Origin of the sequence: Pseudomonas sp. BNK-15, assembly GCF_047456105.1 — a bacterium.
Taxonomy (GTDB): domain Bacteria; phylum Pseudomonadota; class Gammaproteobacteria; order Pseudomonadales; family Pseudomonadaceae; genus Aquipseudomonas; species Aquipseudomonas putida_E.
Genome location: NZ_CP179898.1, coordinates 1240747 through 1255059 on the forward strand (window position 1 = coordinate 1240747; position 14313 = coordinate 1255059).

The window sequence follows — 14313 nt, forward strand, 5'->3', positions numbered from 1 at the left end:
ATGAACCGGCACTGGCATGACCTGAACAGCCCCGACTCACGCGCAAGCCTTTATCTGCGCGCGGCCAGCAAACGCAAGATCAGCGGCCACGCCCTGCCAGCCGATGGCCTGCGCTGCTTCATCCCTATGCAGCCCGGCAATCTCGCGGCGTACCGCAATCTGTGCCACTTCACCGATGACGGCCGCTTGCCGGGCACCTACCCCCATATCATGGCGTTTAACCTGCAGTTGCAGTTGCTGACCGCCCACGGCTTCCCTTTCCCGCTGCTGGGCCTGGTACACCTGCACAACCGCATCGAGGTGCTGCGCCCCCTGGGTGGTATCGACGGGCTGCACTTTGCGGTGTTTGCCGACAACCTGCAGCCACATGCCAAAGGCGGCACATTCGACCTGATCACCGAAGCCGAAGATGGCCTTGGCCTTTTGTGGCGCGAAACCAGCCGCATGCTGGTGCGCGGCTTGAAACTTGAAGGGCAGCCCGAAGAAAGCGAGGAAAGCGAACCGCAGCCTTTGCCTGAAACGACCCGCTGGTACGCCGACAGCGATATTGGCCGGCGCTACGCCAAAGTCTGTGGCGACTACAACCCGATTCATCTGAGCGCCACAAGTGCCCGGTTGTTTGGCTTCCCCAAGGCGATCGCCCATGGCATGTGGAGCAAGGCCATGGCGCTGGCAGCGCTGCGTGGGCACCTGCCAGGCAGCGGGTATGCCTTCGAAGTGGATTTCCGCAAGCCAGTGCGGTTGCCCTCGGAGGTGGTATTGAGTGCCAGCGCCGCCGGCCCTGCCGGTGAGCTGCGCCTGGATGGGCACGGTGAGCTGCCGCACATGGTCGGGCGCTGGGGTTCGCTCTGAAGGCCGCAGGCTGCTTTGGCCCCTTGAATCCTCTTGCTTTGCATTGGGGCTGCACGGAAGCTATGCGGCACTAGGAGAACCGCAATGAACCTGCAAGAACTCACTCAACGCCTGCACCAGATCCGTGACAACAACGACTGGCGCGGCTTCCACAGCCCGAAGAACCTGGCCATGGCCGCCAGCGTGGAAATGGCCGAGCTGGTGGAAATCTTCCAATGGCTCAGCGAAGACGAATCGCGCCAACTGCCTGCGGACAAGCTCGCCCACGCCGGCCAAGAGGTAGGTGACGTCATTCTCTACCTGCTGTTGCTGTGCAGCGAACTGGGCCTGGACATGGAGCAGGTGGTCCGGGCCAAGCTGGCCGACAGCGAAAGGCGCTTCGCCCGATGAACGACCGTCACTTCGACGAACTGGCCACTCGCTTCGCCGAGAAGATCTACGGCGGCGCCAAAGGCGCGATCCGCCTGGCCGTGCTGCAGGCCGACCTGGCCGACGCCCTCCCCGACCGCCCGCTGCGGGTGCTCGACATCGGTGCCGGGCTCGGCCACATGGCTTTGTGGCTGGCCGAGCGCGGTCACCAACTGACCCTCGCCGAACCGGCCGCACCCATGCTCGAAGGTGCCCGCACGCGCTTTGCCGATGCCGGCCAGACCGCCACGTTCATCCAGGCGCCATGGCAGGACCTGCTCGGTCAGCTCACCGAGCCCTACGATCTGGTGCTGTGCCACGCCGTGCTCGAATGGCTGGCCGAGCCAGAGAGCATCCTGCCAGTGCTGCACCAACTGACCGCACCTGGCGGGTGGTTGTCCCTGGCCTTCTACAACCGGGATGCGCTGGTTTATCGCAACCTGCTCAAAGGCCATTTCCGCAAGTTGCGCAGCAACCGCCTGGAAGGTGAAAAACAGAGCCTCACCCCGCAGAAACCGCTTGATCCACGTGAGCTCAAGGTGCAACTTGATCCTCTGTGGCAGGTCGAAACCGAGAGTGGCGTGCGAGTTTTCCACGACTACATGCCCAGGGAATTCCAGGCCAAGGCCGAGATGCTCGACCTGCTGGAAATGGAACTGGCCCACCGCCGCCACCCGAGCTTTGCCGGGCTTGGCCGCTACCTGCACTGGATGTGCCGCCCTCGCTGAACCACCCGCCGGGAGGATTTCATGCCGTACCGCCTGCTGTGCCTGGCCTTGCTCCCGCTTGCCCTCAGCGCCTGTCAGGGCAGCAACCCGTACGTTGCCAGCAGCCGCCCCTTGCCGCCGGCCCCCGCGCAGGCGGCCAGCACCTTCGACGCCAGTGCCTACCCGGCCCCACCGCGTGACTATGGCCGTTACCGCAGTTGGAGCTGGCGCGACGGCCAGTTGCCAAGCGGCACTGCTGACGCCGCCCCGGGGCAACTGGCCGATGCCGTCAGTGGCGCCCTCGACCAGCATGGACTGCGCCCGGCCAGGGGCGCGACCGGCGACTTGCTGGTCAGTGCCGACATGCGCCTGGAGCGGCGTTTGCGCCAGGTACGCGACTATGACTACTACGACCCCTACTACGGCCCGTCCCCCTACGGCGGTGTCGGTTTCGGCGGTTACCGCAACGGTTACGGCGCCTATGGCAGCGTGCCGATCGTACGCACTTACGAAGTTGAAGTGATGGTGGTGCGCATCGACCTGTTCGACGCCCGCAACGGCCAGCCGGTGTGGAGCGCGAGCGCTGAAAGCGGCAGTGACAAAAGCTCGCCGCGTGACCGCGAAAGCGCATTGCGCGAATCGGTACACAAGGCACTCAGCGGCTATCCTCCCAGTTAATGCCTAACGGAGAACCATCATGTTGCGTCGCTTCGTTCTACTGTCATTCGTGCTGTTGCTTGCCGCCTGCTCCAGCAACAACGTCCAGCAGGATTTCGACGCCAGCCGAGACTTTGCCGCGTACCGCAGCTGGGCATGGCAAGAGCCGGCCCTGCACTACCGCCCGGATGACCCGCGTATCAAGAGCGACCTCACCGAACAGCGGATCCGCCAGGCCGTCGCCGACCAGCTCGACCAGCGCGGCCTGCGCCCGGCACAAGGCAATGCCCAACCTGATGTCACTGTGCGTGCCTACCTGATCGTCGAACAACGCCAGCAGCAGATCACCACCAACTACGGTGGTGGCTGGGGTGGTTATTGGGGTGGCTATTGGGGCGGGCCGATGTACAACGAAACCCGTAGCGTCGATTACAAGGTAGCGACCATCCAGGTCGACATGTTCGATGGCCGCGACGGCAAGCTGGTCTGGCGCGGCAGTGCAGAGCAGATCATGAACAACTACCCGCCCAGCCCTGAGGAACGCAACAGCGCCATCCAGAAGACCGTTGGCCAGGTACTGGGCAATTACCCGCCAGGCAGGGCCAAATGAGCATGGCATAGCCCGTTCGTCAGATCGCGTCTACCCTGTTGATAAACCTGCTGAACGGGTAGACGTGTTCAACGAATAAGGATCGACCTGCCAATGCAAAGCATTGTTCTGCTGATGTGGCTTGCCTTGTGCACTGAACAGGATATTCGCGAACGCCAGATCGCCGATGTCCTGACCTTGGGCGTAGCAGCCTGTGCGCTGATCTGGCTGTTCTTCACCGGCCACACCTGGATTGGCGCCGACGCCAGCGATGCCGGCTGGGCATTGGCCATCGTCATGCTATTGACCTTGCCCGGCTACATGCTCGGCCACTTCGGCGCTGACGACGTCAAGCTGATGGGCGCCCTGGCGTTGGCGACCAGTCATCAGTATGTGCTGGGGACCTTTATCGGTGCCGGCGTAAGCCTCTTGCTGTGGCTGCTGACTCGCCGCCGCCTGTGGACCCTGTTCAACCCCAAGGTAAAGAAGCGGCTGCAGGCGCTCACCGAACAAATGGGCGACAAACAAGCCTTCGTGCCTTATGTGCTGGCCGGCTTTCTGCTCACAGCGGTATGGATCCAATAATCAGTCCCGTTGTCCGATAACTTGTACATGCGTTGTACAGGTTCGCAAGCAGCGTCTATGGTTAAGCTGCCAGAGCGTCTGGCCCGGGAGCAGGGCCGCTTAGGAACAGGGAGTTGATCGTGAACAAGTCATTCAGCGAGGTGAAGGTTCTGGTGGTCGATGACCAGCCCCTGATCGTCGAACAGTTGTGTGAGTATCTCGAAAATCAGGGCCACCATTGCGTGGCCGCGCATTCAACAGACGAAGCCATCGAGCGCTATGTGGCAGATGAATCCATTGGCCTGGTGCTGTGCGACCTGCACATGCCCGAGCGCGATGGCATTGAACTGGTGAGGGCGTTGAAGGAAATTGCCGGGCGCCAGCGCGTGTTCGAAGCGATCATGCTCACTGGCCGGGCCGACAAGCAGGACGTGATTCGTGCGCTGCGCGAAGGCTTCGCTGATTACTACCAAAAACCCGTTGACCTCGACGAACTGCTGGAAGGCGTGCGTCGCCAGGAGCAGGTTTTGCTGGAGCGCAAATCCAACTTCCAGAACCTGGGCAGTCTCAACAAACGGTTGCAAGACCTGGCGGGCTGCATCGATGAGCTTTACCAGGACCTGGAGAAAGCGCGGGGCCAGGGCGTCCACCGCCGCGCCAGCGATGTCGAAGAGGGCGAGAGCGATCTGCCTGCCGCGTTCGAGAAGCTCTCACCACGCCAGCTGGAAGTGGCCCGGCTGGTGAGCAAAGGCAAGACCAACTACCAGATTGCCTGCGAGCTCGGGATCACCGAAAACACCGTGAAACTGTACGTTTCGCAGGTGTTGCGACTGACCCATATGCACAACCGCACGCAACTGGCGCTTGCGTTGACACCCAGTTCGTCGCCGGTGCACCAGCGGTTCACCACCCATTGAGTGAAACGGTCTTCACAGGCCCTGTCACCGGCAGCCGCCGATAGGGCCTGAAGACCCGACGCTCAATCCAGCTGATAGCTGACGCTCAGCATCAGCCGAGGCCGGCGGTTCAGGCTGTCCAGTGCCACATCCGCCAGCGGCTTGGCCACCTCCAGCGCCACATTGCCATATCGCCCGCCTGCCAGGCGCACGCCCAGCGCTACCGAACTAAGGTGCGCATCCTCGAAAGGCCCGCCGTTGTACCAGGCGTGCGCCGCATCGAGCACCGCATAGGGCTGCACCCGTTGCAACCAGGCACGGCCAGCCATAATGCTGTAGTTGAGCTCGTAAGCCACACCCCAGCCCTTGTCACCTGAGGCCTGGTCGCTCGGGTAGCCGCGGCCGAAACGCTGCCCGCCAAACACCGCTCGCTCACTGTCGGGCAGCCTGTAGTCACTCCAGTGCACTGCGGCCGACACGACGCCCTGCCACTTTTCAGACAGTTGGTCGCTCTGCAGCCCGGCGATCCGAAAGCGCAGAAAGTCCATGTCGTAGTCCGCATCGCTACGCGCCCCCAGGTAGTCCATACCCTGATAGACCCCAGCGCTGGCGATGCGCAGGCGACCGGGATCTGCCTTGCGCCAGTCGCCTTCGAATGACAGCGCGCGAACATAGGTGTCGTACTCGGGTAAGCCGCCCGCCCGATACTCAATGTGCTCGCCGACCGAATAAAAACGCCCGGCCACGTTCACCCATTCGTTCGGTGCAATCATCAGGGGCTGGCCGAGGCCAATAGAATAACGCTCGCTCTCAAGGCGCTGATTGATGTCGGCACCGCCATCCAGCCGGACACGAGTACGCGGCTCACTGCGGTACCGTGCAGCGCCTAGCAGCAATTGGTTGCCGTGAGCGTCCAGAGGCTGGCTGTAATCCAGGCGCTGGTAATCAACGTGTTCGTCACCGGCCGGCAGCAGAAAGCTCGCAGTCAGTTGCTCGGCAAAGCGTGTCTGGCCATTGCTGGAGATTTTGAACAGCGCCTGCAGGTCCCCGCGGCTGCCGTCACTCAGGGTCACGCCAGCATCAACTGGCCTGCGCCACGCACGTATTTTCAGACGGTTCGCGTCTTCAGGGGCGGGCCCCACCGCCACTTCAGCCTTCACATTGATACCCGGTAGCCGCTGCACCGCGCCGACATAGCGCTCGAGCGTTTCCTGGGTCAGTGGCCGCTCGGCCAGCAGGCGTCCTGTCACCTGCTTGAGGTAGAGCGCGGGCGGGCCGATATCACCCAGCAGTTCATAGCCCTGGATGTACCCTTCCACCAGCACCACATGCACACGGCCATCGGCAAAGTCCTGAGGTGGCAGGTAGGCATACGACAGGGGGTATCCATCATGCTGGTAACGCTGGGTCAGTCGCTCAGTGAATTGCTGCAGATCACCCAAGGAGATCTCGTGCCCAATCAATGCTTGATAGTGCTCACGCAATTCACTCAGCGGGTAAACCGTACCGCCCTCGAAGCGCACCTTGTGCAGTACGAATCGGGCATCTGACGGCAAGCTCTCGGGTGCAGCAGGTAACACGACATGCAGCGCCGGGGTAACGGGGCGATAGGTATCTACCGGCAGGTTGGCGGTGGGCAGGCGGCGCTCGTATTCATGGGTATCGAGAAAAGCCGGCAACGGCTCGGCAAGGGCCAGGCTGGCCCAGGTCAGCAGTAACAGGGGCACGACCGCAAGACGCATAGGACGCTCCACGATCCCTTGGGCGCCGGGGCGTCGGCCGGCCACACCCATCACCAGCAAGCGTAGGTGCTGCCCCGGCAAACGTCGAACGGCTAATCGCTGACCTGGAACGCCACCCGCGCGGTTTCACCGCTCTCATCGAGTGCGCTGAGCTCGATCTGCCCGGCCTGCTCAAAGCGCACCCGCATGCTGCCCTGGCCCTCGGTCTGGCCAAGGGGCTGGCCGTTGAGGAACCACCAGCGCCGCCCACCCCCACCCAGGGCCGAAACCTGCAGTTGCAACGGCTCGCTGCTGGTGGCCGGGCGGCGCAGGTTGTCGCCTGGGCGTACACCGACGATAGACAGGGGCGGTGCCGTGGCAGGTACCTGCGGCGGGCAGCTTGGGTCCACCGCCGGTAGCCGCGCCGCACGCCGCTCGACCCGCGCCAACCAAGGCTCGAGCGGGGCCGGCCAAAGGGCGACATCGCGCGCGTGGGCACCTGGGCACGAGCCATCCACCCGCAGCCCCTGCGCGTTGACCCAGACCTGCTCACGCAAACCCAGCCCAAGCGGTTGATCGGCTGCCTGCAGGGTCGGCGGGGTGGTGCCGTCGAGTGTCCAGGCAAAGCGCTGGCGCCTGCAGTTGGGGTCTTGCCGGTTCATGGGCTGGCCCAGCGGCCAGCAGATCGCGGCCACGCCAATGCTGGCGGGCACCTGTTCGACCGGCACGCCAAGGCCCCGCTGGCTGTCACGGTTGGTCAGCAGGTCGTGAATCTGCAGCATCAGCGGCGCCGCCGAAGCCAGGCCGAACTGGCCGGGCACTGGGGTGCCGTCGGGCCGGCCAATCCACACGCCAATCAGATAACGCGGCCCGACGCCGATCGACCAGGCATCACGAAAGCCATAGCTGGTACCCGTTTTCCAGGCCAAATGCGGGCGTTGCACCAACTGCGCGTGCGGGTCACGGTCCGGCCGCGCCTGGCCGCTGAGAATACGGCGGATGATCCACGCCGCCCCCGGTGACAGCAGACGCCGCTCCAGCAGCGGATCCTGCGGTTGCAGACGCACCCGTGCACTGTTACCGCCACGGGCCAATGCCGCATAACCACCCACCAGCTCCTCCAGGCGGCTGCCTGCGCCACCGAGGATCAACGACAGATTAGGCTCGGCCAATGGCGGCAGCGCCAGCGGCATGCCGGCCATGCGCAGTTGCGCAGCAAAGCGCTTGGGCCCATACGCTTCGAGCAACTGCACCGCCGGCAGGTTGAGCGACAAGGCCAGCGCCGAACTGGCCGAGACCGGGCCGCTGAAACCCATCGAGAAGTTGCCAGGCCGGTAATCGCCATAGCGGCGCGGTACATCCTGCAGCAGCGATTCGGAATGGATCAGGCCGTCGTCCAGGGCCATGCCATAGAGAAACGGCTTGAGGGTCGAGCCCGGTGAACGCAGCGAGTGGACCATGTCGACGTGGCCGAAACGGCGCTCATCGGCAAGGTCGATCGAACCCAGGTAGGCACGCACGGCCATGCTCTGCGCATCCACCACCAGCACGGCCGCGGAGGTACGTTCCGGCAAGCGGGCACGCCAGCCCAGCAGCAGATCCTCGAGGCGCCGCTGCAACGAGGCATCGAGCGTGGTGCGGATCAACGGCGGGCTGCCGGGAGTGTTCAGGCGGCGCGCCAGCAGCGGTGCCAAGGCTGGCTCCTTACGTGGGGCCAGCAATAACGGCTCTTCGGCAGCTTCCTTGATCTGCCAGGCAGGCCACACCTGATACTCGTCCAGGCGCTGCAGCACCTTGTCCCGCGCACGCTGGGCGCGTGCGGGGTGACGGTCCGGGCGCAACCGGCTGGGTGCCTGGGGCAGCACTGCCAGCAGCGCCGCTTCGGCAGGCGTGAGGTGCATCGGCGATTTGCCGAGGTAGGCCCAACTGGCCGCCGCCACGCCCTGCAAGGTGCCACCGAAGGGTGCGCGATTGAGGTAGATCTGCAGAATCTCGTGCTTGGACAGGTGCCATTCCAGCTGCGCCGTACGCCACAGTTGCCGCAGCTTGCCTGCCAGCGTGCGTTCGTGCGGGTCGAGTAAACGCGCAACCTGCATCGACAGCGTGCTGCCACCTGAAACAACCCGCCCGCCGCGCACGTTCAGCCATGCCGCGCGCACCAGCGCCAGCGGGTTGACCCCTGGGTGGTGGTAGAACCAGCGGTCCTCATAGGTCAGCAGCGCCTGCAGGTACAAAGGCGAAACCTCTTTGGGGCTGACCGGGTAGCGCCACACGCCCTCGGCATCGGCGAAGCGCCACAAGGGCGTGCCGTCTTCGGCCAGCACGACCCGCGCCAGATCATCTGCCGGCATGGGCAATGGCCAGATACGGTCAGCCAGCCACAACAGGCCGGCGATGCCCACCAGCGCCATCACGCTGGCGCGCAGGATCCTTGCCGCTCGGGTGCGCGGTCGCGCTAAGCTAGGCATCGGGAACCGACCGGGCCAGGTGATGGCCAAAGGCTTGGGGACGGCAACCTCGCCGATTCGTACATCAGGAAGCAACTATGCATGTAGAAGGTTTTTTCGAGTGGCTTGGCCAGGCACTGGGTTCGTTGATCCGCTTCATCGTCGACGCCTTGGGCGGCCTGTTCAACCTGCTGGCCAACGCCGGGGGCAACTTCATTGATGGCCTTGCGCGCACACTGGGCATGGACACCTCACTGGTCAGCATCCTTGCCCTGATCGTCGGCCTGCTGCTGCTGTACTCGGCAATCCGCGCCTTCATGCGCGCCTCGATCATCCTCGGGATCATCTGGCTGGTGCTGGGGTTGTGGGTGATGAGCTGGGTGATTCATTGAGCGTGCACCGTCAATTGTAGGAGCGGCCTTGCGTCGCGATCGGGCGCGCAGCGGCCGCAAAAACGGCACACACGATACTTCTTGTTCACCACAGTTGCTGGTCTGGGGCCTCTATGAGGCCCTTTCGCGACGCAAGGCCGCTCCTACAAAAGAGCAGCATGCCCTACCTTGATTTAACCGTCATCTCACCCTGCCCATCGCCCACCGCCTGCAGGTTCGGCCGGTACATCGACTCCACTTGCGGCGGCGGTATACGGTAGGTGCCCGGGGTCACCGCTCGCGCCAGATACAACAGGTGAGTGGTGCCATAGCCGTCGAGCTTGAGCGCCGCCACATACCGGTCATCACGGTATTCCTGATGCACCACGCTGGCGTTTTGCATCGACTCACGCCACTGCTTCACTGCGCTGCTGGCATTGTTCAGGCTGGCAGCGCTCTGCGCCAGGTTCTGGTTCTCCAGCTCCAGGCCCGCCGGCAACAGGTCGACCACCAGCGCATCCGGAACCCGGTCCGTGGCCTTGAGCGCCAGATGCACCAGCACCAGGTCGCCGCTGCGCACGTTGTGCAGGTCCAGTACCTGGCCGTTCATGCCCAGGTATTCACGGCGGATCTCCATGCCGTTGCCGCCTGCGGCAGGCGCCTGACGTGGATAGCCCGAGAGGGTCAGTTGCTGGTAGACAGTTTCACTACCTTCGTTCTGCACACTCAGCGGCGAGGCCAACAGTGGGCCTTCGAGCTTCATGCCAGCGTCGCCATTGCTGAACTCCCGCACCTCACCGGCACTGTCCAGGCGCGCCTTCCACGGGCTCTCAGGCTTATCGAGCAAGCCACGCCCGGCCAGGTACAGCGCATTACGCTCCTGCGTCGACAGCCAACGGTTGGCGGCCAGCTCATCAGACAGCGCGAACAACCGCTGATCGACCTGGTTGCTGGCCAGATCACTCTCCTGCAGCAACGCCAGGATCAATGCCTGGTCACGCAGGCTGCTGCCGTAATCGGCCATCCAGCCTTTGCTGCGGCTGATACCCAGGCCTGCTTGCAATGCCTCCTGCGAACGCGGCTTGTCGCCCATCTTGTCCAGCGCCACCGCCAGTTGTACCAGCGGCAGGCCGGAGCGCGCATCGGCGCGCCGTTCGAACAGGCTGCGCAAGGCCCCCAGCGGAGCCTGCTGGCTGCGCGAAAGTACCAGCGCAGCGTAGGCCTGCACGGCAAAGCGGGTGTGTGCGGCGTTCTCGCTGTAGTCGACCTCGATCAGGTTACGCTCCTGCAAGTAGCGCAGCAGGCGTTCATTGGCTTTCTTCAGCGCCTCGGCCGGCACACCATAGCCTTGGTCACGGGCCCTGAGCAGGAAGTCGGTGACATAGGCGGTCAGCCAGTACTCCTCCTCGCTGTCCGAACTCCACAGCCCGAAACTGCCGTTGTAGCGCTGCATCCCCAGCAGGTGTTCGATGCCCATTTCGATCTTGCGCTTGCGCACCTCGGCCGGCTCGCCTTTGATCCCCAGGCGCTTGAGGCTCTGCGCATCGGCGTACAGCGAGGGGTACAGGCCGCTGGTGGTCTGTTCCAGGCAACCGTAGGGGTAGGCTTCGAGGGCACGGATCTGCTCGGCCAGGTTCAGTGGCGGGCGGCTCGACAACGCCAGGCTGGCTTCCAGCCCGGCCGGTTCGAATGCTGCCAGGTCGGCTTCAGGCAGCGTCCAGGGCTGGTCCTTGAGAGCCACGCGGTAATGCTTGAGCACGGCCGGGTACGCGGGGCGTACGCCCAGCGTCCATTCACGCTCGAAGGTGTTCAGCGGCTCGCCCGGCAACTGCAGGCCATTGACCCGTACATGCACCTTGCCCTGGCCCAAGCCACCCTGCGCCTGCACCGGGATCATCAGGGTGGTGTGCTGGCCCTCGGCCAGGGCAACACGCTGCTGGGCGCTCATTGCCAGGCTCACCTGCCCCTCGGTGCTGATATCGACAGTCAGCTGCTGGGCCAGGCCGGAAAGGTTGGCCAGGTCCAGCGCCAGGCTGGTGCGGTCGCCACCGGCAAGGAAGCGCGGCGCCGAGAGTTCGGCAATCAGCGGGGCCGCCACCACGGTCTTGCCCTCGGCCATGCCGAAGTGGTCCTCGGTCCAGGCCTGGGCCATCAGCCGCAGTTCGCCATTGAAGTCGGGAATATCGACGCTCGCCTCGCCCTCGCCCTGCTCGTTCAGGGTCACCGGCACACTCTGCCGGGCAACGATGGTGACCGTGGTGTTGGGGCGCTTGCCACCCTTGGCCATGGCTGCGTCACCGCCGAAGGCCAGGCTGGCCAGGCGCCCCTGACCGGCTTCGATCAGTTGGCCATAGATGTCCAGCTGGTCGGCGCCATAGGCCTTGCGGCCGAACAGGCTGGCGTATGGGTCAGGGGTCTTGAAGTCGGTGATGTTGAGGATGCCCACATCCACAGCAGACAACAGCACATGGGCCTGTTTAGGAATACTGCCATCGGCATTGGTGGCCTTGATCCTGACCGTCAGGGGTTGCTTGGGGCGCATTTTTTCCGGTGCCTGCAGGCTGACCGCCAGCTTGCGCTCGGCGCGGCCCAGCGGCAGGTGTAGCACACCGACGGCACGCTTGGGCGTGGCATTGGCCTTGCGCTCACCCGGGCGGATCACCAGGGCACTGATGTAAAGGTCGTGGCGAGCCCACTGCTTGTCCAGCTGCACCTCGAAGGTCTTGCCTTCGGCGGGGACGTCGATCTCCTGCCACCACAGCGGGCCATCGCTGGATTCGATCATCAGGTAGCCATTGCCGGCAGCTGGCGGGGTTACCGTGACCTTGGCAGTAGCGCCATCAGCGTAAGCCGGCTGGTCCAGCGCCAGCTTGACCTGGTCGGGGCGCACTGCGCCGCCTTCGGCATTGTCCTGGGCGCGATACCCCGCCCAGAAGCGTTCGCTGGACACCAGGCCAGTCTGTGGGTCTTCCACCTCGACGCGGTAAGGTCCCCACTCGACCTGGAAGGTCAGCTTGGCAGTAGAGCCCGCTTTTACATTGACGCTTTGCTCACTCTGAGTGAGGAATTTTTCGTTGTAGTTGTAGCTCCAGCCGTCGCTTTGCGAGTAGTTCCAGTAGTAATCGCGGCGCTCTCGGATCAGCCGTACCTTGAGGTCGCTGGCAGCGAGCTTGTTGCCGTCTCGGTCGGCCACCAGGAACTCGAATTCCACCGGGCCGTCGCTGTCGGTTTCCTCGCCCTCGAACACGCCACGCAGGCCAGGCAGGCGGTCGGCGGGCCAGATCGGTTGTTCGAGACGACGGGTGATCGGTCGGCCACCGGACTCCTGCAAGCTGGCCTGCACGGTCAACTGCAGCGGCGAGCGCGCTTCGGCCCAGCGGCTTTCGATATCGACCACGGCCTTGCCAGCCTGATCGAGGGTCACTTCATCCAGCTCCAGGTCTTGGTTCAGCTCGGTTTCGGTGACCGAACCAAACTGATAACCCGGCAAAGCAGGTACCGCTTCGCGCAAGGGGCGCACGTACGCCTGGCCGCTCAGGCGATTGCCCGCCGCCGGCGCACCGTAGAGGTACCGGCCATGGACCTGGACCTGCGCCGTTTCTTCGGGCGAGAGCGGTGTGCTGCTGCCCTTCAGTTCAAGCGCCAGGCGTTCAGGAAGGAAGTCTTCGACGAGGAACTCATAGACCTGCTTGCGCCCCCCGCCAAGGTCGAGCAGCAGTTGCCAACGACCGGTCGGCGCTTCTGTAGCCAGTTGCAACTGGTACTGATAAAGGCCGTTGGCATCGGCCTCCCAGACAAACTTGCGGCTGACCTGCTCATCCGGGCGGCGTACCTCCACACTGACCGGCTGGGCCTTTACCGGCTTGCCATCCTGGTCGCGCAACAGGCCGTTGAGCAGCACCGTCTCACCCGGGCGATACAGGTCGCGCGGGCCAAAGATGAAGAACTGCAGCGGGTTTGCCTGCGGGCCGGTGATGTCGAATTCGGCCAGGTCCAGCGCTGCAGTGTTCAGGCGTAACAGTGTGGTATGCACACCCTGGGTCGCGATCAGGGTATCGGCCTTGGCCGTGAGCGGCAGCTGGGCATGGCCTTGGCCATCGGTCTTGGCCTGGGCCAGCAGCTTGCCCTTGTCGTCATGCAGTTCGAGGTTTACCTGGTTGAGCGCCTTGCCGCCCTCCAGGGCCTGGGCAAACACGTCAAGACGGTCGCGATAGCGGTGGGCCGAGACGCCGATATCGCTGAGGGTGAACAGCGTCGCCGGCTGCGAATAATCGTAGGTTCCTGACGCGCGCATCACTGCCAGGTATACGCCCGGCTCCTGCAGCGGCTTGATCCCGGCGATCGGCAGCAGCACGGTCTCACGGGTATTGCGCGCCGGGTTGAGGTCGAACCGGCCGCTGTAGACCAGGTCGGCCAGGGCCAGGGTTTCCTTGGACTGGTAGTAGTAGAGGCTGCTGTTGCGGCCCCAGTTGACCAGGAAGGTCGAGAGCATGTCCGGCTTGACCCGGAAAAACTCGACATCGACCTTGTCGACGTTCAGGGCAATCACCGGCAGGCCCTCGGCCAGCCGCGTAGGCAGGAGCGAGCCACGGCTGGCGAAGCCGATGGTTGGCTGCATGTCGCGGGTTTCCAGACGGGTCACCGACTCGCTTTCCAGCTGCTTGCCGTTGACAGCCAGCAGGCCCTTGTCGACGGTCAACACAAGCTTGCGCTGCGGCTCGAGGTGACGCAGGCGCAGTTCCATCTGGTTGTCGGCAAGCTCCCAGGCACCGTCGACCTTGCCTTTGACGGTATCGACCAGATGCAGCTTGGCAGCGAAGTTCTGCTTGGCGTCCAGCGGTGCGGAAAAACTGACCGAGAGGGCACTGGCGCCGTCGAGCTGCACTTCCGAGACATCCAGTACGCTGAGCTCACGGCCTTCGTAGCGTTTGGCGAGTTCGGCAGGGTCCTGGCGCTTGGGCGCAGCAGATTCGGCCGGGGTGCTTGCCGCCGGTTTTTCGGTGGCGGCAGGTTTGTCTGGCGTGGAGGAATCACAGGCACTGAGCAGGGCCAGCGCGCAGGCCAGCAACAATCCTTTGTTGAACATGGAGTGGGGACTCTA

11 protein-coding genes are annotated in these 14313 nt (G+C 64.0%); 8 read left to right on the top strand and 3 right to left on the bottom strand.

The window, feature by feature from the left end; genetic code table 11:
- The 7 genes from ACMGF5_RS05610 to ACMGF5_RS05640 all read left to right on the top strand — a co-directional run bounded on the left by ACMGF5_RS05610 (position 1) and on the right by ACMGF5_RS05640 (position 4694).
- Positions 1-852, top strand: coding sequence for a MaoC family dehydratase (locus ACMGF5_RS05610; protein ID WP_414157634.1), 852 nt, complete (start codon positions 1-3; stop codon positions 850-852).
- Between the two features lie 84 nt (positions 853-936).
- The gene (locus ACMGF5_RS05615; protein ID WP_039602431.1) at positions 937-1242 is read left to right on the top strand and encodes a MazG-like family protein; all 306 of its coding nucleotides are present in this window, start codon (positions 937-939) and stop codon (positions 1240-1242) included.
- Positions 1239-1988 (top strand): methyltransferase domain-containing protein, encoded by a 750-nt coding sequence (locus ACMGF5_RS05620; protein WP_012316386.1) that lies wholly within the window; start codon positions 1239-1241, stop codon positions 1986-1988. The genes ACMGF5_RS05615 and ACMGF5_RS05620 overlap by 4 nt, the downstream gene beginning before the upstream one ends.
- Before the next feature lie 21 nt (positions 1989-2009).
- Positions 2010-2645 (top strand): DUF4136 domain-containing protein, encoded by a 636-nt coding sequence (locus ACMGF5_RS05625; protein WP_115273810.1) that lies wholly within the window; start codon positions 2010-2012, stop codon positions 2643-2645.
- A gap of 19 nt (positions 2646-2664) precedes the next feature.
- Positions 2665-3234 (top strand): DUF4136 domain-containing protein, encoded by a 570-nt coding sequence (locus ACMGF5_RS05630; RefSeq protein ID WP_046787856.1) that lies wholly within the window; start codon positions 2665-2667, stop codon positions 3232-3234.
- A 93-nt stretch (positions 3235-3327) separates the two neighbouring features.
- Entirely contained in the window at positions 3328-3798 is a 471-nt protein-coding gene (locus ACMGF5_RS05635) for an A24 family peptidase (RefSeq protein WP_414157635.1), read from the top strand.
- A 113-nt stretch (positions 3799-3911) separates the two neighbouring features.
- A complete protein-coding gene (locus ACMGF5_RS05640) occupies positions 3912-4694 on the top strand; it encodes a response regulator transcription factor (protein WP_217433399.1) in 783 nt (260 codons plus the stop codon).
- A 62-nt stretch (positions 4695-4756) separates the two neighbouring features.
- Here the strand turns inward: ACMGF5_RS05640 and ACMGF5_RS05645 are convergent, their stop codons facing one another.
- A complete protein-coding gene (locus tag ACMGF5_RS05645; RefSeq protein ID WP_414157636.1) occupies positions 4757-6415 on the bottom strand; it encodes a ShlB/FhaC/HecB family hemolysin secretion/activation protein in 1659 nt (552 codons plus the stop codon).
- A 92-nt stretch (positions 6416-6507) separates the two neighbouring features.
- Positions 6508-8862: a peptidoglycan glycosyltransferase PbpC gene (gene pbpC / locus ACMGF5_RS05650; RefSeq protein WP_404602312.1), complete on the bottom strand. Its 2355-nt coding sequence runs from the start codon at positions 8860-8862 to the stop codon at positions 6508-6510.
- A gap of 77 nt (positions 8863-8939) precedes the next feature.
- Between pbpC and ACMGF5_RS05655 the strand changes: the two genes are divergently transcribed.
- Complete coding sequence (locus tag ACMGF5_RS05655; protein ID WP_046787853.1) at positions 8940-9233, top strand: hypothetical protein; 294 nt, start codon at positions 8940-8942, stop codon at positions 9231-9233.
- A 163-nt stretch (positions 9234-9396) separates the two neighbouring features.
- On the opposite strand, the gene ACMGF5_RS05660 is transcribed toward ACMGF5_RS05655, so the two are convergent.
- Positions 9397-14298: an alpha-2-macroglobulin family protein gene (locus tag ACMGF5_RS05660; RefSeq protein ID WP_414157637.1), complete on the bottom strand. Its 4902-nt coding sequence runs from the start codon at positions 14296-14298 to the stop codon at positions 9397-9399.
- Positions 14299-14313 lie beyond the last annotated feature (15 nt).

What these genes read in the sequence shown, in the direction of transcription:
- ACMGF5_RS05610 (WP_414157634.1), top strand. Translation starts at nt 1, where the DNA reads ATGAACCGGCACTGGCATGACCTGAACAGCCCCGACTCACGCGCAAGC.
- ACMGF5_RS05615 (WP_039602431.1), top strand. Translation starts at nt 937, where the DNA reads ATGAACCTGCAAGAACTCACTCAACGCCTGCACCAGATCCGTGACAAC.
- ACMGF5_RS05620 (WP_012316386.1), top strand. Translation starts at nt 1,239, where the DNA reads ATGAACGACCGTCACTTCGACGAACTGGCCACTCGCTTCGCCGAGAAG.
- ACMGF5_RS05625 (WP_115273810.1), top strand. Translation starts at nt 2,010, where the DNA reads ATGCCGTACCGCCTGCTGTGCCTGGCCTTGCTCCCGCTTGCCCTCAGC.
- ACMGF5_RS05630 (WP_046787856.1), top strand. Translation starts at nt 2,665, where the DNA reads ATGTTGCGTCGCTTCGTTCTACTGTCATTCGTGCTGTTGCTTGCCGCC.
- ACMGF5_RS05635 (WP_414157635.1), top strand. Translation starts at nt 3,328, where the DNA reads ATGCAAAGCATTGTTCTGCTGATGTGGCTTGCCTTGTGCACTGAACAG.
- ACMGF5_RS05645 (WP_414157636.1), bottom strand. Translation starts at nt 6,415, where the DNA reads ATGCGTCTTGCGGTCGTGCCCCTGTTACTGCTGACCTGGGCCAGCCTG.
- pbpC (WP_404602312.1), bottom strand. Translation starts at nt 8,862, where the DNA reads ATGCCTAGCTTAGCGCGACCGCGCACCCGAGCGGCAAGGATCCTGCGC.
- ACMGF5_RS05655 (WP_046787853.1), top strand. Translation starts at nt 8,940, where the DNA reads ATGCATGTAGAAGGTTTTTTCGAGTGGCTTGGCCAGGCACTGGGTTCG.
- ACMGF5_RS05660 (WP_414157637.1), bottom strand. Translation starts at nt 14,298, where the DNA reads ATGTTCAACAAAGGATTGTTGCTGGCCTGCGCGCTGGCCCTGCTCAGT.